Source organism: Chitinophaga agri, from assembly GCF_010093065.1.
GTDB classification, from domain to species: Bacteria; Bacteroidota; Bacteroidia; order Chitinophagales; family Chitinophagaceae; genus Chitinophaga; species Chitinophaga agri.
This window is the reverse complement of sequence record NZ_CP048113.1, coordinates 1,185,373-1,204,549: the sequence shown is the minus strand read 5'-3', so window position 1 is coordinate 1,204,549 and position 19,177 is coordinate 1,185,373. Positions and strand designations below refer to the sequence as shown.

General features: G+C 46.6%; 14 protein-coding genes and 2 tRNA genes. 6 read left to right on the top strand and 10 right to left on the bottom strand.

Features of this window, described 5'->3' with window-relative positions; all coding sequences use genetic code 11:
- The first annotated feature begins 171 nt into the window (after window positions 1-171).
- Window positions 172-245 (top strand) — tRNA-Arg (locus GWR21_RS04540).
- 191 nt (window positions 246-436) lie between these two features.
- Here the strand turns inward: GWR21_RS04540 and GWR21_RS04535 are convergent.
- Window positions 437-829 carry a Rid family hydrolase gene (locus GWR21_RS04535; protein ID WP_162330595.1) on the bottom strand — a complete coding sequence of 131 codons (393 nt, stop codon included), beginning with the start codon at window positions 827-829 and terminating at the stop codon, window positions 437-439.
- Between the two features lie 522 nt (window positions 830-1,351).
- Here GWR21_RS04535 and GWR21_RS04530 point away from each other — a divergent pair.
- Window positions 1,352-1,425 (top strand) — tRNA-Arg (locus tag GWR21_RS04530).
- Between the two features lie 243 nt (window positions 1,426-1,668).
- Here GWR21_RS04530 and GWR21_RS04525 read toward each other — a convergent pair.
- Entirely contained in the window at window positions 1,669-3,513 is a 1,845-nt protein-coding gene (locus GWR21_RS04525) for a glycoside hydrolase family 2 protein (protein WP_162330594.1), read from the bottom strand.
- Between the two features lie 172 nt (window positions 3,514-3,685).
- Between GWR21_RS04525 and GWR21_RS04520 the strand changes: the two genes are divergently transcribed.
- Window positions 3,686-4,192: a hypothetical protein gene (locus GWR21_RS04520; protein ID WP_162330593.1), complete on the top strand. Its 507-nt coding sequence runs from the start codon at window positions 3,686-3,688 to the stop codon at window positions 4,190-4,192.
- Window positions 4,193-4,211: 19 nt separating this feature from the next.
- Here GWR21_RS04520 and GWR21_RS04515 read toward each other — a convergent pair whose 3' ends face one another.
- The 3 genes from GWR21_RS04515 to GWR21_RS04505 all read right to left on the bottom strand — a co-directional run bounded on the left by GWR21_RS04515 (window position 4,212) and on the right by GWR21_RS04505 (window position 6,643).
- Window positions 4,212-4,691 (bottom strand): GNAT family N-acetyltransferase, encoded by a 480-nt coding sequence (locus GWR21_RS04515; protein ID WP_162330592.1) that lies wholly within the window; start codon window positions 4,689-4,691, stop codon window positions 4,212-4,214.
- Between the two features lie 240 nt (window positions 4,692-4,931).
- Entirely contained in the window at window positions 4,932-6,056 is a 1,125-nt protein-coding gene (locus GWR21_RS04510) for a FecR family protein (protein WP_162330591.1), read from the bottom strand.
- A gap of 53 nt (window positions 6,057-6,109) precedes the next feature.
- A complete protein-coding gene (locus tag GWR21_RS04505) occupies window positions 6,110-6,643 on the bottom strand; it encodes an RNA polymerase sigma factor (protein WP_162330590.1) in 534 nt (177 codons plus the stop codon).
- 603 nt (window positions 6,644-7,246) lie between these two features.
- Between GWR21_RS04505 and GWR21_RS04500 the strand changes: the two genes are divergently transcribed.
- A complete protein-coding gene (locus GWR21_RS04500) occupies window positions 7,247-10,603 on the top strand; it encodes a SusC/RagA family TonB-linked outer membrane protein (protein ID WP_238430184.1) in 3,357 nt (1,118 codons plus the stop codon).
- Between the two features lie 10 nt (window positions 10,604-10,613).
- A complete protein-coding gene (locus tag GWR21_RS04495; RefSeq protein WP_162330588.1) occupies window positions 10,614-12,017 on the top strand; it encodes a RagB/SusD family nutrient uptake outer membrane protein in 1,404 nt (467 codons plus the stop codon).
- Window positions 12,018-12,226: 209 nt separating this feature from the next.
- On the opposite strand, the gene GWR21_RS04490 is transcribed toward GWR21_RS04495, so the two are convergent.
- Window positions 12,227-12,475 carry a hypothetical protein gene (locus GWR21_RS04490; protein ID WP_162330587.1) on the bottom strand — a complete coding sequence of 83 codons (249 nt, stop codon included), beginning with the start codon at window positions 12,473-12,475 and terminating at the stop codon, window positions 12,227-12,229.
- Window positions 12,476-12,689: 214 nt separating this feature from the next.
- Window positions 12,690-13,121, bottom strand: a complete 432-nt coding sequence (locus GWR21_RS04485) for a MauE/DoxX family redox-associated membrane protein (protein ID WP_162330586.1) — start codon at window positions 13,119-13,121, stop codon at window positions 12,690-12,692.
- A 485-nt stretch (window positions 13,122-13,606) separates the two neighbouring features.
- Here GWR21_RS04485 and GWR21_RS04480 point away from each other — a divergent pair, with 485 nt between their 5' ends.
- Window positions 13,607-14,341, top strand: a complete 735-nt coding sequence (locus GWR21_RS04480) for a nuclear transport factor 2 family protein (RefSeq protein ID WP_162330585.1) — start codon at window positions 13,607-13,609, stop codon at window positions 14,339-14,341.
- Window positions 14,342-14,417: 76 nt separating this feature from the next.
- Here the strand turns inward: GWR21_RS04480 and GWR21_RS04475 are convergent, their stop codons facing one another.
- Genes GWR21_RS04475 through nuoL form a run of 3 tightly spaced genes read right to left on the bottom strand, consistent with a single transcriptional unit; the run spans window position 14,418 to window position 19,175 of the window.
- Window positions 14,418-15,857, bottom strand: coding sequence for an NADH-quinone oxidoreductase subunit N (locus tag GWR21_RS04475; RefSeq protein ID WP_162330584.1), 1,440 nt, complete (start codon window positions 15,855-15,857; stop codon window positions 14,418-14,420).
- Complete coding sequence (locus GWR21_RS04470) at window positions 15,850-17,307, bottom strand: complex I subunit 4 family protein (protein ID WP_238430182.1); 1,458 nt, start codon at window positions 17,305-17,307, stop codon at window positions 15,850-15,852. Before GWR21_RS04470 ends, GWR21_RS04475 begins: the two co-directional genes overlap by 8 nt.
- A gap of 11 nt (window positions 17,308-17,318) precedes the next feature.
- Window positions 17,319-19,175, bottom strand: coding sequence for an NADH-quinone oxidoreductase subunit L (gene nuoL / locus GWR21_RS04465; RefSeq protein ID WP_162330582.1), 1,857 nt, complete (start codon window positions 19,173-19,175; stop codon window positions 17,319-17,321).
- Window positions 19,176-19,177: the final 2 nt, after the last annotated feature.

Sequence of the window (19,177 nt, the reverse complement as noted above, 5' to 3'; positions counted from 1 at the left end):
CGAATACCGATGATTGTGACGGCACATAGTGTACAAAGACAGGGGGAAGTATCTGCATATGTGGATGTAATCTGAATATATAGACTGCATATAACGGTTACACGCAAAAAAAATCAACTCTTTTTGGAAGTTTAAATTTTTTGTGCATCTTTGCAATCCCAAAACGGGAATGGCTTCGTAGCTCAACTGAATAGAGCATCTGACTACGGATCAGAAGGTTTCTGGTTTGAATCCAGACGAGGTCACGAAGAAAGGACAAGATGAATTTCATCTTGTCCTTTTTGTTGTCTGCCCGGCAGCATTCCAAAATAAGAATGGCTCGGATTGTACATCCAAACCATTCTTAAGCATCCATTTGATAAGATTTCGCTATAATATTGAATGGCTGATCATCCTATTAATAGACGTCCCCGATAGTACAATGGCAACAAGTATATTATTCAGTTGCAATAATTTTAATTTCCACCAATTGTCCTGGTAAGGCAAGCGCTGTTACTCCGACCATAGTACTCGCTACCAGTTTAGGGTCAGTATAGTATACCGTTTTAAAGTTTTTTCTTGCTTCAAATGCGGTGGCCATATCCATTGTATAAATAACCTCTTCCACAACATTATCCATTGTCATCCCAAATCGTGATAGTAACGCTTTGATATTCGCATAGGTCTGGTTCATCTGGGCATCCATTCCCTCCGCCAGTTCTCCTTTTTCGTTATGACCAAGTTGACCGGAAATCCAGACAGTATTTCCTTTCTTTATTGCCTGCGCATATCCATAGATATCTTCCCAGGGCATTCCGAAGCCTTCTCCTTTCTTGTTTTGCTGTGACATTGTTTAGTAATTTGATGTTTATTTTATTTGGTAAATCTCAAATGCGGTATTCGACGGGCCATTTAAAACGTTTGAATTAACCGTATCGCATTTACATTAAATCAGAGTAGTCAATTTTAGCACCAAACAATTAAAATGTTGATTATAAATTAGTCGTTTAATAAAATGAATGAGGCTTCGTTACGACATTTCGTATTTTTATGAAAGCGTGTAAATTCTGCAGATGTTGATATTGTGATGTCGGATTAATGGCTTTTGCAGAAAGGAGCGGATTGTCCCTCTTTTTATTTCATCCAATTGAAAAATAGGCTAAATGATCTGTTTGCTTGCTTTTTCACTGGAAAGAGGTAGGTTTGGGGTTGCTGAGGAGCGCGAAAGTAGTTCTCTTTGAGGTGTAAGTTATTGTAAGTCAGTTTAATTAACTGATTAAAATAAATGGATATCGCAGTTTTTTTGCAGAACAGGAATATTTTTTTGGAGGTTTAAAATTTTTAGCTACTTTTGCAATCCCAACGAGGGAATGGCTTCGTAGCTCAACTGAATAGAGCATCTGACTACGGATCAGAAGGTTTCTGGTTTGAATCCAGACGAGGTCACAAAATTAAAAGGATCATATCGTAAGATGTGATCCTTTTTTGTTTTTTGGCATATTATGCGCCGAATAACGCAAGGACACAATCACATTTATAACCAAATGAAGCGATTACCGGACCAGGAGATGACGAAATTGCATTTGTGATGCGAATGGCATAAAACATCTTCTCACATCACCCTTGTTGTAAACTGGCAGAACCCCGTTTTGCTTCTGTCGTTTATATAAACCCCGGTCCGGTCATCCATCAATTGCTTACGGAGCGGGAACCACCTGAAAAAACACCTGTATCTTTTGCAGCTTTAATTACTGCTTCATTCACTGCCCGCACCCGTTTGATATCCATTTTTTCAACAGCCCGGTCATACGTGAGTATACCGTTCACCTCATGTTCAACATCAGTCGTTTGCGTGTATATCGCGATACTCAGGCCCTGATATTTCATCAATTGTTCCACCTGGTCCATCAGGAGTATGTACCTGTCCGTTAGCCGGTCTTTAGTAGGTTCATATGCATACGCATTGTTCTCTACCGGCCACATATGGCCCCGTACGAACAAACCTACACCACCAAACTCTCCCAATGACGCAGCACGTTTCCCGTCAGGTTTTGAGGCCCCATACGGACCAACGTAAATATGCGTGTCTACAAAATCACCATTTCCGGGATCACCGGCTGGTTGCTGATAGTCAGGGTTATTGTTAAAGCCGGAGTTACCGTTGACCAGTCTTGACGGATCGAGCTGCTTCACCCAGTCGGTGATCTCTTTTACATCGAAGGCGCCCCAGTTTTCGTTGAAAGGCACCCAGGTAATGATAGAAGGCGCGTTGTAAAGATCGTCGATCAGTTCATGCAGCTCTTTCCGGAAAACGCTTCTGTTCCTGGCGGTATCTTCATGCTGGTACCAGATGGCGGGCATATCCTGCCATACCAGCAGCCCGACTTTATCCGCCCAGTAATAAAACCGTTTGGGCTCAGTCTTCATATGTTTTCTGATTAAATTGAAGCCAGCCTTCTTGGTAAATTCAATGTCGTATTTTAATGCTTCCTCTGTCGGAGCTGTCAGGATACCGTCCGGCCAATAACCCTGGTCCAGTAATCCTACCTGCATGACGAACTGACCGTTGAGTAGCGGTCTGATGACGCCATCCACTTTCCCCAGCTTAATATCACGCATGCCAAAATAACTGCTGATCTCATCGGTGATATGTCCTTTGCTGTCTGCCAGGGTGATCTGCAGATCGTACAGGAACGGCGCATCAGGAGACCATAGGTTGGGTTCTTTTATGGGGATATACAACCTGGTACCGGCGCGTCCTGTCGTTGCTGATACGACTTTTTTACCTTCCGTGGCGGTAGCTGTTACCTGTCCGGGAGCCGCATCTACAAATACTTCCAGCCGGCTGTTCTCCAGGTCAGGTAACAACCGGATATTTTTAATGTAATGCGCATTAACGGGTTCCAGCCATACGCTTTGCCAGATCCCCGACGTAAAGGTATAGTCACCACGGGGACCATTTTTTCCGGAAGGAGTTCTGCCATCATTCGCATCATGCGCGGCGACAACCAGGGTATTGGTACCTGCCTTCAGGAAGGGAGTAATATTCAGCTGAAAGGAACTATAGCCTCCGGCATGTGATCCGGCTTTTTCTCCGTTGACAAATAGTGTCGCATCATGGTCCACCGCATCAAAGTGCATAAGTACCTGCTTCCCTTTCCAGGCAGCGGGGAGCTCAAACGTCCGGCGATACCACATATTGATCTCCTGTTTGCGCTCAATCCCTGACAGCACCGACTCCGGACAGTAAGGCACCCGTATCTTCTCTGGCTGTGCATTGAAAGTAACCGGCTTAACAGGATGGAGGGCACTGGCCACCTGTTTGCCTCCCATATAATCCCACGTGCCGTTCAGGCAAAGCCATTCCTTCCTTTCCAGCTGCGGACGGGGATATTCAGGGAAAGGCACAACTGATGTCATCGCCTCCTTTGTCCATTGTGTGGGTAATTTGGCCTCCTGGGCGACAGATTGTTGTATAAAGACGCTGTGAATCAGTAGGACGCTCAACAAAAGCAGGCAAGTGCATGTTCTCATCGTGGAATATATTAGTAAGGGTGATATGTGAAACAAAATACAGGTTTTTTATTCAAAATCAAGATACCCGGGACGACCGGTCACCATGCCTATATGAAATGCCCCTAAAAGACTATTGTATATCCTCCTGCAGCTGCTATTTTTACATTTTTACCCTGTTACCTGTATGAATATGAAACAGCAGTTTATCCGCCTCTTTTTGCTACTGATCGCATGTGCCGGCATGCAGACGACTTCAGCACAATCCCTGCAGAAGCTGGAACGGTTACTCAACAAGCAGATCCGTCAGGAAATGAAGGAACACCTGCGTACCCGTGGCAGCAGCGACGACACACTGACGCTCATCCGGCCTTTCGCGATTAAGGACAGTACGCTGACGGTCACTATAAAGGGGGTGACGCCCGGCTCAGAAGGCTATTGGGTCGAAGAACAGGCAGTTCCCCTTCGGCTACTGAGATCGTTAGGTAAAGATGGTATGCTGCTTTTTAACACCAGCAAACTGGTCGAGCGTAAGATGATACAGTATTACGACGGCGAAGAAACAGAGACGACGGATAAGGTACCTCATTTCTGGTTGCATATAACAGGAGGGAAGAAGGACGAACAGCTCTTCCAGCAGCTCCTGGAGCTGCTGGAAGAGGCCGGATATACCGTTACTGCATACGAACCGTGGATGTAAGCGTGAATGAGCTGTTCGTTTAGCTATGCTGCTTATAGACGACACCGGGTCTGCTCATCAGCCTTTCAGGATGCGGGAATACCTCGAATCCCGTCTGCCTGTAGAGATCATGAGCGGTCTGGGTCGTTAACGTGAATCTTCTGAGACCAAACTGGTCTGCCAGGCTGCAGAAGACTTTCATCAGTTCTTTGGACAGTCCTTTTCCGCGATGTGCTTCCAGCACGAAAATATCGCACAGATAGCCATAGGTGGCCCTGTCTGTGATCATGCGGCCAAAGCCGGCTTGTTCACCATTGGGGGCATAAATACCTATACAGATGGAATGTTTGATGGAAGTCAGTACTGTATCAAGAGGTATTCCCTTTGCCCAGTAACTATCATGATCAAGAAAGTGATGGATCACCGCTGGCTGTAACTTTGACTTGTCGGAAGAGAACAGATATCCTGTATAATTAAATTCCTCAAACAGTGCGTCTTGAGCGGGTGTCAGATATTCCATAACAGCTATTTAAGCTGTGCAACCTACAAAAAAATGAGCGGTCTTCCAGCAATGCACGGCTGCCTGACAAACAAAAAAAAGCCGGTAAGAAACTTACCAGCTCTGAGATTACTAGCTAAATATTAAATATCTGAGGCTAACGCGACAATGGAGTTGATGAAAAATCATTACAAATTAGATAGCTCTTTCTAGGGAAACAGCGTTTTCATCAGGTGAATATGTACATCATGGGAACTAATATCATTTCATTTTGACATAGTATACATCGTTAGAGACGCTGATGTCGAGTTGATAAGGAATCTGCAGGATGAAATCCTCTTCTCTGTCTGTCCGCACAATATTGATCCTGCCCAGACCATCAGGAACGGAATTGTCGAAAGACAACTTCTTCCCGTAGAAAGTTTCGAATGCGTCTTCCACATTCTTTTTAGTGGCGTTCTGGAATACTAGTTTGTTCTTTTGCCAGGAGGTGGTTTCTTCTACGTCAAATGTATTGACGGCATAACCACCATTAGAAAATGTACCTTTTTCTCCTTTGTTCAGCTGTCTGCTTATTCCTTCGTTGTTCATTCTTACGCTGCCTGTAACTACAGCAACGCTGGGCTTTTCCGATCCATAGGTATTGATGTTAAATTCAGTACCTAGTACCTCTACCTTTCCTGTTGGGTAATTAACAATGAATGGATGGCCGGCTTTGGGTGCTATTGTGCAATAGGCTTCCCCATTTATGAAGACAGCTCTTTCCTTACTGTCGAACTGTCTGGGTATTCTCACAGTGGAGCCTGCGTTGGCAATGATGAAGCTTCCATCGGCCAACTCAATGGAGAAAATTTTCTTTCTCCCGGTATTGATTTCAAACTGCTGTACGCTGTTATTATCTGTAGATATTTGTTGTAACACTCCGTCAAGATAGACATGGCCATCCCCGGTGAGCGTAAGTTTTTTATTTTGTAATGCTGTTCTTTTAACACCATCAAACAGATAACCTTCCCCTGTTTGCTGTTCAGCGAAGACAGGTACCTGTTTTTTGTCATTCATGTTGATCACTGCGTAGATCACTACGGCAATCACTACACAGGCTGCTGTTGCCAGCAGTAAAGGAATATAGCGGACTTTCACCAGTATATTTCTTTTGCGTCTTTGTGGTGCGTCAGCAAGCGCAATTATTTTCTTCACAGAGATATCCATTTGTTCTTCGGTTTCAGTCTGCACATCTCCGAGTGATTGATACAGTTCTGCGGAGAATTGCCTGACGGCAGGATCGCTATCTCTGATTTGATTCAGCCGCTTCTGCTCATCTGGTGTGATAGTTTGCGCTATCTCTGCTATGATGAGGATCTCAATTTCCAAGGGCATATTTTCCATGGTTGTGTAATTAAAAGACAGAACTAAAATTCGAAATTGACGAAGGAGCGCGATTATTTTTTAAACTTTTCGCGGAGTATCTTAATTGACGAGACAATCCAGCCTCTTAAGATAGGTACCGTGATGCCAAATTCGCTCGCGACCTTTTGTTGTTTCTCCCGGTCAAAATAGACCTTCTTCATGGCCGCCGCACGTATTGGCGGTAAATGTGTGTCAATCGCGACCAGGAGTTCATCCATTTTTGAACTGTCTTCATGCCGTGGGTCTTCCATAAATGGTCCACCCATCATGTACTTTTTTTCCCTGATAATGTCTGTATGTTTCTTTTCGAGTTTATTCTGCGCAAGATTAATGGCAACTTTTACAAAGAAGTTCCTGAAGTTTCTGATATCCTCCAGGTCAGACCGTTTACGCCAGATAGTGACAAAGACATCCTGTTGCACATCTTTTGCGTCGTCGGCGTTTTGCAGCCTGCGGTACGCGTGAAGATATACATCCTTTGAGTATCTCTTATAAAACGTATTCAGTGCGCTTTCACTGCCTTCACGTAGTTCCAGCAGTAATAGGTCATCCTCGATGTGCTCCATATGTTTACAGAATGTTTTTGTTGGTTTAAGAAAAACACACCGCTCCGGGGCGTTTTTACAGGTCCGGTCCGGAATTGGCATTTGATAGGTCAGCATGAGGTAGAATACTCTTCCTATGGCCCTCAAATTGGCATTTCGATCATCAACTGAAATCCAACCGGTCCTTTCTTACCGTTATTCTGCTAGTCATTTTCCAACGTGTACTATTCGTTTCCCAACATGTACTATTCATTTGTATTTACTTGTTTGGCTACTTCTTTAATTTTTAGCTACTTCTTATTATTAATAGGGGTTTCATAGGCAGTAACAATACGGTTACTGTGAGGGGACTTTAATAATAAGACAAAACAAAAGTAGCTTTTCGATGAGAGAGTGTCAGGAAAATATTTTTTTATTCAAACTAAATGGCTTATGTTCATTATGACACTCATATTAATATGCAATGCTGACAGGTTGAACCGGAAAACGCTGTCCAAAGAATTGTAATATTTGAACCATTAGAATTCAACAACAAATTGTATCCCCAGCGTGTTTTTTTTCGACACAACCAGATCCTTTGACCTCATCAGCTTTGTCTTTTATTAAAGGGGAAGATTTTTTTAGATGAACGACATGTACTTATCGCTACTTCTGAAGAAACATGCCAGCATCCTATATCTCTTGCTGCTTTACTTGTCATTGTTCAGTGCTGAAAGAACGCAGGCACAACCTGGAAACTCCGTACTGGACACAAAACGAGTGACAATTTCGAAGAAGAATGCACCACTTTACCACATTCTGGAAGAACTGGAAAGACAAACACACTGGCTGATCAACACCCCAAGAGATGGAAAACAACTTTCCACGCTCGAAGGTGAAAATATCACGCTGCGTGTAGCCCTCGACAAACTTTTCGGAAAACAGCAGGCCGATTACATCGTCCTGGATCACCTTAGCATCATCAAGGTCGTACCCCGCCAAGGTGCTGACTCCGCAAAAAATTCTGTTGCCCGGAGTGAATCTCCCGGTCATAGGTATCGTATCTCCGGCCGCGTGATGGACGAGGAAGGCAATGGCTTACCCGGGGCCACCCTTCAGGTGAAAGGAACTACTATCGGTATCGGTGCAGACTCGACCGGACATTTCGCTTTCTCTGTCCCCGAAAACCAGCTGGTATTGATCAGTACTTACATTGGATACGAGAACATCGAAGTAGCCGTGCTGGCGGGTAAGCCCATTGATATCGTATTGAGGAAGTCCAATAGAAGGCTCGACGAGGTGACCATCGTCGGGTATATGGGGACCTCTAAACGAAATACAACCGGCTCCGTGTACCGGATCTCCGCGGCCGATATAGAAGGCAGCCCCGTAGGCAATCCGTTACTCTCACTGCAGGGGAAAGTCCCCGGTCTTATCCTCACCCAGTCCAGCGGAGTGGCGGGCGCTTCCATCAGGGTGAACCTCAGAGGTGTCAATTCTCTGTTTAATGGCTCTCAGCCCCTTTATATTGTCAATGGTGTACAGTTGCCTATATACGGCGAGCAGATCAATCAGCTGTCCTCTGTGGCCTCCCAGAATGAAAATGGGGGCATTACGCCCTTTAGCATGTTCGGTCTGAACGACATTGAATCCATCGACATCCTGAAAGACGCGGTTGCCACCGCTGCATATGGCAGCCGGGGTGCCAATGGTGTTGTTATCATCAATACAAAAAAAGGCCTGCCGGGTAAACTCCGGGTAACTGTCAACTATATGAGGGGCATCAGTAATGTCTCCCGGAAATTATCCCTCCTGAACACACGGGAATACGTGGCCATGAGAAAAGAAGCTTTCCGGAACGATGGCATTACGCTCAATAAGACGCCCGGTACTCCCGGGTACGCTCCCGACATCTTACTGTGGGACACTACCCGGTACACAAACTGGCCCAAACTACTCACCGGCAGGAATGCCTCCCTGAGTGACCTGAACATCGGCGTCTCCGGTGGTACCGAATACACAAGACTCCTGCTGAGTACCGGTGTCTACAACGAGCAAACCGTTTACTCGAAAGATATGGCCTACCTCCGTAGTACGATCAACCTGGCCGTTGATCACCGCTCTAAGAACAGTAAGTTCAAAATGGGCGTGTATGCCAACTACTCCGTAGATAATAACCAGCTCTTTAATCCATCCTCGCCCGGCGAACTGCTGCCGCCAAATACGGCAGGCCCATACGATGAACATAATAACCTCGTATGGCAGGAGGGGGGAGAACAGATCGCCAATCCAATGGCAGAGCGGCTAAAACAGTACGCTATCGTAAAGAACAATCTTATCGTGAACGTCTCGCCGTCATATGAACTGTTTGCGGGCTTTAAATTAAAAACCAGTATCGGATGCACAGGTATCAACGTGTATGAAAACAGCAGAATACCTATTGCTGCGCAGAATCCCGACGCTGACAGCACCCGCACGGGTAGCTCGTTTTTCGCAACAGGTAAATACAGAAGCGTACTGATCGATCCGGTAGCTGAGTATACCAGAAAGACCCGCATTGGTGACATTGTCATGTTAGCTGGGTATTCCTTCCAGTATGCTAATTCTGTCACCACTTCAGAAACCGGCCTTGGATATATGAATGACAACTATCTACGGATTATCGATAGTGCCACCTACAAAATAGCAACAGTCCCCGACCACAATGTATATAAGTATGGTGCCTTTTTCACGCAGCTGAACTATCAATACAAAGGTCGATATATCGTTGACCTGACATTCCGAAGGGATGGTAGCAGTAAATTCAGCCCGGAACGTCGCTTCGGCAATTTCTGGGCAGCCGGCGGCGCCTGGGTATTCTCCAATGAAAAATTCTTTGATTCTTGGAGATCTGTGCTGAGCTATGCCAAGCTACGTAGCAGCATCGGCGTAACCGGCAATGACAAGATCGCCAATTATAAATACCTGGACACCTGGTCGCCTGTTCCGGGCGGGCCTTATCAGGGTATCCCCGGCCTGTCGCCGGACGCATTGTATAATCCCGCGTACTCCTGGGAGACGTGCCGTAAGATCGAAATGGGACTGGACCTCGAGTTGAAGCCGGCCGACATGTTGCTGTCTGTTAGTTACTTTAATAACCGCAGTTCCAATCAGCTCGTGAAATATAATCTGGCATCACAAACGGGCTTCAACAGCATCCTTAAGAACATAGACGCGGTTATACGCAATCGCGGATGGGAGTTTACAATGGATGCCTCCCTATATACCACCCGTGATTTCCGATTATCAGGAGGGTTTAACTTTACCTTACCACAGAATACCTTACTTCGTTTCGATAAACTGGCCACCACTTCCTATTACGGTACCTATGTCATAGGTCAGTCAGTGGAAGTACTGAACCGTTTGCGCTCGGAAGGTGTCAATCCGCAAACAGGCATTTTCACGCTGAGAGATAAAGACAACAACGACACATATAACGCAACAGACTATGAGGTGATCGGTCACCTGGATCCTTCCTTTTACGGAAGTGTGCGTCTCGGACTTACCTGGAAAGCACTGTCTGTTACTATGCTGGGCGATTTCAGAAAGCAGATGGCGCCCAATTACCTGCACGCCATCTACATCAATAATGTGATGCCTGGCACGGCATTCAATCAGTCGGTAGAAGTCCTCGACCGCTGGCAGAAACCGGGCGATATCGCACAGTATCCAAGATATTCCACATCCCCGGGAGGAGAAGTATACGCCGACAGAAGACTGATGGTTAATTCAGACAGGGCATACTCCGACGCCAGCTTCTTTAAACTCAGGAACCTCTATGTCTACTATACATTGAACAGTCCCGGACTAGTACGGATAAAAGTAGAGAACCTGAGAATTTACTGTAAGGGGCAGAACCTGTTCACAATGACGAAATATAAAGGAGGCGATCCGGAAACCGCCAGCCCGCTTTCTCTGGCGTCATTAAGAACGATCACACTCGGATTACAGGCTACATTTTAACACTGATATTATGAACAGAATGAAAATCATCCTGAAATATTTGTTGTTGATGATCCTGCCGGCTAGCTGCTGGACAGGATGCGCTAAACTGCTGGACGTACCTGTGCCGGACGGGAAGACCACCGGCCGGGAGGTGTTCAATAATAAAGACTCTGCAACAGCAGCAGTCCTCGGTATTTACGCAGCGATCTCCTCAACGAATAATCCCCTTTCTGGTGCGGCATCTGTATTTAATAGTGTTTATGTGGATGATTTGATCTATACAGGATCGCAGCGGCAGATCAACGATTTTTACGTATCCAATATCGCCACAGATAATACCCTTTTACAAACAATCTTCTGGGCGCCGGTATATAAGTATATATATAGCACGAATGCCTGCATCAAGGGATTAGCGGAAAGTGATGAACTTACTTCAGAACTGAAAAATCAGCTGACCGGTGAATGTAAGTTTCTCAGAGCACTGTTATACTTCAACTTGATCCGCTGTTTCGGGGACGTGCCATTAGTCCAGAGCACTTTGTACATGGAAAATGAGCAGATGCCAAGGACTAGTGTAGGGCAAGTTGAAAATTTCATCATAGAAGATCTTAAAGCGGCTAAATCACTACTTTCTTCTGCGTATCCGTCGGCTGACCGGGTACGGGCAAACAGATGGTGTGCCGGGGCATTACTGGCGGAATTCTACCTGTACAGGAAGGAGTGGGCATTGGCCGATAAAGAGGCTTCTGAGGTGATCAATGCTGGATATTACCACCTGGAAGACATTGAGAAAGTTTTTCTCTCAGGTAGCAAAGAGGCCATATTCCAGCTACAGCCTGTACTGATTGGACATAATACAATGGAAGCTAATTGGCTTGTGCCTTCAGGCACAGGTAGACCTGTTTTCGCGCTGACAACCTCCTTGTCGGCTGCATTTGAAAGTGGTGATAAACGTAAAAAAGGATGGATTGGTTCAAAGACTGTCAGCTCAGGTATCTATGAGTATGTATTCAAATACAGGCAGCGGCTGGACTTTTCTTCCAATTTCAAATTGACTGAATTTTCAGCTGTACTAAGACTAGCAGCGATATATCTTGCGAGGGCAGAAGCCAGAACCGCTTTGGGACAACTACCAGATGCCATAAACGACCTGGATATGGTGCGGCAAAGAGCTGGCCTACCGCTGATCGCAGTGGAATATCCTTCTATTCCGGCAAACGAATTGGCGGAGAAAATTCAACATGAAAGAAGGGTAGAGTTATTCGCAGAATTCGGATATCGGCTATATGATCTTAAACGAACAGACAGGATCAATGAAGTCATGAAGACTACAAAGCCTGATCACTGGGTAGAAACAGATACACTATGGCCGATACCTGCTTCTGAGATTATGTTAAACCCTTTGTTATTGCAAAATAAAGGCTATAAATGACAGTGTGTACATCGAAACACAAGCCGCCATCGAACAGAAAACTGTTCGTGCAGATATATTTCTTCTCAATGTTAAGGAGACTGTTTTATCGTTTAGATAATTCTCTGAGTAAATTTGCATATCGGCGTAAATACACTATATGAAAAAGATATAAAAAATTACATACATCAGGGGATGATCAGCTCCCTGATGCACATGCGTTACTTATGTTATTCCCATATAAATCCTGTCGTGTAGATGTACACGTTATCCTGCGCCCGTAGACATACTTCTATGGAGGAAATACAGTATGCCTGTGCTGTTGATTGTGGCACATTCACCAAAACAAGCTGGTTGTTCCAGTCAATCCAGTTGCGATAGATTTCCGCTTTAGCTGCAGGTTTTCCGGTAGTACCAATGGCAGTGCCAACGCCTGTCAGCACAGCTGCCAGTGCCAATGCGATTTTGATTCTTTTCATAAGAAGTAGTTAGTAGTTAGGTGATTAAAGAAAGTGTCAGGAAAAATGTCAGGAAGAAAAAGTGTGACTGTTGTAATTACTAAAGATTGATGAAGTAGATGCCCGTTAACCCGCCCTGGAAGGACATGAGCATTCCCGTGTCCCGCCCCCGGCAAGACATAACTTTAATTGTCCCATGATGTCTGTTTACGTTAAAGTATTTATTTAGCTAGTTCTACATTGCATAGTATGAATCTGCACGTTTTTCGAGATATATTCCGGCAAAACCGATTGCGACAAAAAATAGATTAAAAATAAGATGCTGCGTCCATGAAAGTTTTGAGATAACACCCCCACAGCTACAAGGTATCGTACCATAGAATTTAAGCTGCACGAGTATAATGTAACCCGTAAAACAGATCATTAGCGACGTAGCAAGATATAGCCCCAGTTTACGAAACGCATTTGTTACCATCATCAGCGCCAATAGTATCTCCACTGAAGGAATTGCCCAGCTTAGAAAACGGCCGTAGGCATCAGAAAAAGGCTGACGTTGCATTTGCCCCACAAAGACCTGGAACGTCATTAGCTTTGTCACTGCTGCATAAAGAAACATACTCGTGAACAAATAGTAACACGCAAGCAGAATAATGTCCCTGGCTTTCATAGAGTGGTAGGTTTTTGATATCCGAAATGACCGCAAATAGTGCTTATCTGATTGGTTGATCGCTCAATCTTAGCTAGTAATTAGAAGCCGTCCCCCGACTTCGCCCTGACAAAAAATATTACTGTTGTTTGAGACTGCATAATACAAAATGTCCTATTCTGAACTGTTAATGCATGGTTAAAGAATTTTTAAACGACATGTTAACACTTAACGAAGATTTATTTGGTGAGATAGACCAGATGGTCTACATTTGTTCGATATTATTCGATCTATCGATCTTTATAGGATGAACAGCAGTATCGCTGTTTTTTAAATGTCTGAAAAAAGACTGAATAGTCTATTGTAAGCGAAGGGTAACACTGATAAGTTGTAATACATCACATACAGCAGACAACGATAGCAACGAATGCAGGATTAGCATAACAAGATCGGTTTTAGCTGCAGGCGCACGCATTCATTCGCCGCCTCTTTAATAACCCTGTAAAATGCATATTGAATTATCAAGAAAAGAAATAGTCGCCTCCCTGCTGACCAGCCTGGGCACCGGCCTCAGAATGCCATTGACATTCATTGATGCGCATCACTACATCCAGCATAGTCAGCATATAGGTAAAGGCCTTCGGGGCTTTAAATTGTACCTGAAACAATTCTCCGAAAAACTGACCGTTAAACTCGTCCGCCTCATGGAAGATGGTGACTATGTATTCGCACATGCAGAATATCATTTCTCCGCCTCTGTCGCTGCCGGATTTAACATCTTCCGGTTTCAGGATGATAGAATAGTCGAGCACTGGGATAACCTTCAGCTATTACCTGCTCATCACCCTATCAGCTCCCTGACCGCCGGATCCGTAACCATTCAGGAAAGAAACAGGACAGCCGCTAACAAACAACTCGCCAGATATACTGTTGAAGATATCCTGCTGAACGGCGATAACTCCCGATGCCCGTACTACTTCCGCGATAACGTGCAATTTCAGCATTATACCTGCCGGCACACAAACAGCACCGGTAATGACAGCAACATTAAATATAATAAGATACACCGGGTACTGGGTGAAGGAAACTTCGTACTGGTCGTCAGTGAAGGACGCCGCGCCGATACGCATACTGCTTTCTACGATCTCTTCAGACTGGAAAATGGCAGGGTAGCTGAACACTGGAACACAGCGGAGAAGATACTTACCAACGATCACACAAATAGTAATACCAAATTCTGACATACAGCCAGCCATATATTGAGACAGCCGTCCGCCATAGGCGCGACGGCTGTCGTTATTATGCCCCGGTACAGCATTAATGCAACAGTAAAAAGCTGCGAATGCCCTGTAATATCAATCCCGGAAAGACCCCCAGCCAGCAAAGCGCCCCCACCATGATGATCAGCGCTGCATAGGTAGAGAAATAAAAGAACGGATGTCTTGGCCCCGGTGTCTGGATGGCCGGCTCCGGACGCGCAAATAATGTACTGATCACCCGCAGGTAATAATACAACCCGATCACACTGGTTAGCACCAGCACGATCAGTAACGGCCACAATGACCGCTCTACACCTGCTGACAACACCATGAATTTCGCAAGGAATCCCGCCGTCAATGGTATGCCCGCCAGCGAGAAAAGCGCAATGGTCAGCACCGCACCTAAAACCGGCCGGCGCCATATCAACCCCTTGTATCCCTCCAGCTGGTCCGCCTCGTCCTCTCCGTTAGACAATAATACGATTACCCCAAATGCGGCCAGTAATGTCACGGCATAGGCCACCAGGTAAAAAATAGTCGCCTCCGTACCTGCTTCCGTCCCTGGCAGAAATGCCACCAGCAGATAGCCGAAATGCGCTATTGACGAATAAGCCAGCAACCGCTTCAGGTTGTTCTGCCGCAATGCCAGTATATTCCCCGATACCATCGATGCAATCGCCAGCACCGAAAAGACGGTGATCATCAGCGGGTACTGCTGCAGATCCACTGAGTGCGCAAACCGCAGTAACACCGCAAACGTCCCGATCTTGGAACTCGTCGCAATAAATGCCGTCACCGGCGACGGCGCTCCCTGGTATACATCTGCCACCCACAAATGGAATGGCACTAATGCCATTTTAAAGCCGATTGCGACGATCATCATACCCATTCCCAGTAAAAATACCGGCGTACCTGTTTGCCCCGCCATTTTAGCGCTTAGACCCGCAAATGTCATGCTGCCCGTTTCCATATAGATCAGTGCCATCCCAAACAACAGGAAAGCTGAAGACATCGCCGCCAGCACCAGGTACTTCATCCCGGCTTCCACTGCATGATTGCGGGTACGCAGATAGGCTATCAGGCCATACAGGCTCACACTCAGTAGCTCCAGCCCGATGAACAGCGAGATGAAATGCTGGCTGATCGTTAAGATCGCGCCCCCCAGCGTTGCCAGGAACAACAGGATATAATACTCCTTCGGATTCTCTTCCCGCTCCTCAAAATAGATATAGGAAAGTAACCCCACCACCAGTACACAGCATATGATCAGTCCTGTGAACAGCGCTGCCTGCCCGTCCACAATAAACAACGGTGGCACCAGCATCGGCAGCGTATCCTTCACATACCACATAGCCAATACGACAAGACACATCATGATGAACCCCGTGACCTGTATGACGGTATGACCGGCCTTAAACGCGATCAGCAGGATCACCACGACTGATGCCGCCGCCAGTACCATAAAAGGCAGTAGCGATAATAATTGCAGTTCATTCATGGTGTAACGGCTGAAGGGTGAACGATAAATGATGTACGGTATCTATTACTGGCTGCGGATATAATCCCAGCGCCACAATACAGATACTTAACGCGGCCATGATCACCATCTCCCGCATACTCAGGTCGCGCACCGGGTCCGTGACGACGAGCGCCCCCATAAAGACCTTTTGCAGCAACCGTAATCCATAGAGTGCTGATAGTATCAGTCCGGTAGCACCCAGTACACTGAACAACACATTCACATTGAATGTACCGAGCAGAATGAACAGCTCCGCAATAAAATTACCCAGCATCGGTAGTCCCGAAGACGCCATCGTAAACAGGATCGCGGCGCCTCCCATTGCCGGCATGGACGTCCACAACCCGCCCATCCTGGTGATATCCCTGGTATGCAGCCTTTCCTTTAACATGCCCGCCATCACAAACAACGCGCCTGTGCTCAGTCCATGTGTCAGCAGCTGCATCACCACTCCCTGCATGGCAATCTGGCTGAACGAGAAAATGCCCAGCAGTACAAACCCCATATGACTCACCGAAGTATAAGCGATCAGCCGTTTAATATCCGTTTGTGAGAATGCCAGAAATGCGCCATACAGTATACCGGCCACTCCCAGCAGCATGGCCCACCACGAAACAGATACCGCCGCCTCCGGAAATAAAGGCAGCACAAACCTGATCATCCCATAGGCGCCCGTTTTCAGTAACAACCCCGCCAGCAACAAACTCCCCGCTGTCGGCGCTTCGCTATGCGCATCCGGTAACCAGTTATGAAAAGGTACCATCGGCAGCTTGATCAGGAACGCGATCATAAAACCTGCCATGATCCAGCCAGCTGCCTGCGGACTGATCGTCGTACGTAACAGCTCGAAATAATCGAAGGTGTATTGACCGGTTTGTTGCCCGTGTATAAAATACAATGCCAGTATAGATAACAACATCAGCAAACTACCTGCCTGCGTGAACAGGAAAAACTTGTACGCTGCATACTGCCGGCGACTGTCTCCCCAGATGATGATCAGCAGATACATCGGTATCAGCATCACTTCCCAGCAGAAATAAAACAGGAAAAGGTCCATCGCTACAAATACACCACTGATGCCTGCCAGTGTCCATAACAGGTTAAAGAAATAAAACCCGGTCTTCTCTTTTATCTCATTCCATGAACACGCCACCGCCAGGATGCCAAGAAAAAAAGTAAGCAGCAATAACACCATCCCCAAACCATCCAGTGCCACATGGAAGCTCACACCCATTGAAGGGATCCAGGTGGTCTGATAGTTGATGAACCAGGAAGACTGATCAGGAAACTTATGATAGCACCAGCATAGCCAGCATGCGAGTAACAGATCCGCGGTGACTGTCAGTAACGCTATCCATCTGCCCAAAGCAGGTGCCTTGCTGCCTGCCAGCCAGCACAATACACCTCCCGCGAGTAATAGTATGATCATCCATATCAGTATCATCGTAGTAATGCTAAGGTGATGATAAATAAGATCCCCATCAGCAAGCCGGCTACATACCAGCGCAGGGAACCATTCTGTGAAACGGAGAACAGCTTGCTTAAACGCATATGCAATCCTGCTATACCTGTATAGAGCTGATCTGTAACGTCATTCCGGTTAAGCTGCGTGATAAAGACAAATGGTTGTACAAATAACGCATCATACAACCGGTCAAACTGCCAGCCTGCGAACAAGAAATTCCGGACAGACATCAGCCCTGCCGATTGCTGCCACTCCCTGATCGTATGTGGATACCGGTAGTACAACATATACCCGGTCAGTATACCCAGCAATGTGATCAATATGGCGACGCCCTGTAAGATGATCTCCGGCGGATGCACTGCACGTAACGCCGTCTCCGGCAATACGTCATGCAGCTGTGGTAAATGCATCCAGCCTGCGGCCACAGAGAACAACGCCAGTATTACCAGCGGTACATTCATCGCGGGTGGTGGCAATGCGCCGGGCGTGGTTTTCATCTCTCCCCAGAACACCACGAGAATCAGCCGGGTGGAATATAATGCGGTGATGAAAGCGCCCAGCAAACCCACTGCCCATAACAATGGATGCCCGCCGGCCGCGCTCCAGGCATACCACAGGATCTCATCCTTACTGTAAAATCCCGCCGTCAAAAAAGGTAACGCTGCCAATGCGGCGGCTCCGATAGTGAATGTGCGGAAGATAAGTGGCAGCTGCTTGCGCAATCCGCCCATCTTAAAAATATTATGCTCGTGATGCAGTATCTCTATCACACTGCCTGCTGCCAGGAACAGCAGCGCCTTAAAGAATGCATGTGTGAAGAAATGAAAGATGCCTGCTTCCCAGGCGCCTACGCCCAGTGCCAGGAACATATAGCCGATCTGGCTGATAGTGGAATAGGCCAGTATCCGTTTTATATCTGTTTGCACCAGTGCACTGCAACCTGCTACCAATAGCGTCAACGCTCCGGTAACTGCGGTCAGCTCCATGATAACCGGCGCCAGCTCAAACAATGTATGCATCCTGGCGATAAGGTATACGCCTGCTGTCACCATGGTTGCTGCATGTATCAATGCGCTGACGGGTGATGGCCCTGCCATGGCGTCCGGCAGCCACGTCTGGAATGGTAGCTGCGCCGATTTGCCCATTCCTCCCAGCAGTAGTAATAATGCGATCCAGGTAACAGCATGATCTCCGGTGGTAAAATGTTGCGGCGCCTGTTGCAGGATCTCCCGGATATGCAATGTCCCCAGTTCCCGGAACAGCAGGAACAACCCGACGATCATAGCAGTATCGGCTATACGTGTGACGATAAACGCTTTTCTCGCTGCCTGGCAGTTAGCCGGGCTCTCATACCAGAAACCGATCAGCAGGAAGCTGCATAGCCCAACGCCTTCCCAGCCGAGGTATAATAAAACAAGATTATCCGCCATGACCAGCAGCAGCATCGAACATACAAACAGGTTCATACACGCAAAGAAACGGGCATAATCCCGGTCATGACGCATGAAGGCGGTGGCGTAAATATGTATCAGCGCGCCAATGAAAGTGATGATACAGATGAATACGAGTGACAGCGCATCCATCCGCAGACCAATATCAGCGTGTAGTTTCCCGGTATCGAACCAATGCCACAATAGCTGATGATACGCGCCTTCCACCGGTGGGTATAGCAGGAACTGTGCGCCGAGCGTGATGGCGATCACTGCAGACAGGCATACACTGCCCGCGCCAATGATGGCTGTGATATGCCGCCGGAATTGCCCGCCACCTGCTGCTAACAACAGGAAACCTACCAACGGCAGGGCCGGAATCAGGTACAGATACTGTTGCATAA

Coding starts and splice junctions, on each gene's coding strand:
- GWR21_RS04535 (WP_162330595.1), bottom strand. CDS start 829: ATGTCACAGCAAAACAAGAAAGGAGAAGGCTTCGGAATGCCCTGGGAA.
- GWR21_RS04525 (WP_162330594.1), bottom strand. CDS start 3,513: ATGAGAACATGCACTTGCCTGCTTTTGTTGAGCGTCCTACTGATTCAC.
- GWR21_RS04520 (WP_162330593.1), top strand. CDS start 3,686: ATGAAACAGCAGTTTATCCGCCTCTTTTTGCTACTGATCGCATGTGCC.
- GWR21_RS04515 (WP_162330592.1), bottom strand. CDS start 4,691: ATGGAATATCTGACACCCGCTCAAGACGCACTGTTTGAGGAATTTAAT.
- GWR21_RS04510 (WP_162330591.1), bottom strand. CDS start 6,056: ATGGAAAATATGCCCTTGGAAATTGAGATCCTCATCATAGCAGAGATA.
- GWR21_RS04505 (WP_162330590.1), bottom strand. CDS start 6,643: ATGGAGCACATCGAGGATGACCTATTACTGCTGGAACTACGTGAAGGC.
- GWR21_RS04500 (WP_238430184.1), top strand. CDS start 7,247: ATGAACGACATGTACTTATCGCTACTTCTGAAGAAACATGCCAGCATC.
- GWR21_RS04495 (WP_162330588.1), top strand. CDS start 10,614: ATGAACAGAATGAAAATCATCCTGAAATATTTGTTGTTGATGATCCTG.
- GWR21_RS04490 (WP_162330587.1), bottom strand. CDS start 12,475: ATGAAAAGAATCAAAATCGCATTGGCACTGGCAGCTGTGCTGACAGGC.
- GWR21_RS04485 (WP_162330586.1), bottom strand. CDS start 13,121: ATGAAAGCCAGGGACATTATTCTGCTTGCGTGTTACTATTTGTTCACG.
- GWR21_RS04480 (WP_162330585.1), top strand. CDS start 13,607: ATGCATATTGAATTATCAAGAAAAGAAATAGTCGCCTCCCTGCTGACC.
- GWR21_RS04475 (WP_162330584.1), bottom strand. CDS start 15,857: ATGAATGAACTGCAATTATTATCGCTACTGCCTTTTATGGTACTGGCG.
- GWR21_RS04470 (WP_238430182.1), bottom strand. CDS start 17,307: ATGATCATACTATTACTCGCGGGAGGTGTATTGTGCTGGCTGGCAGGC.
- nuoL (WP_162330582.1), bottom strand. CDS start 19,175: ATGCAACAGTATCTGTACCTGATTCCGGCCCTGCCGTTGGTAGGTTTC.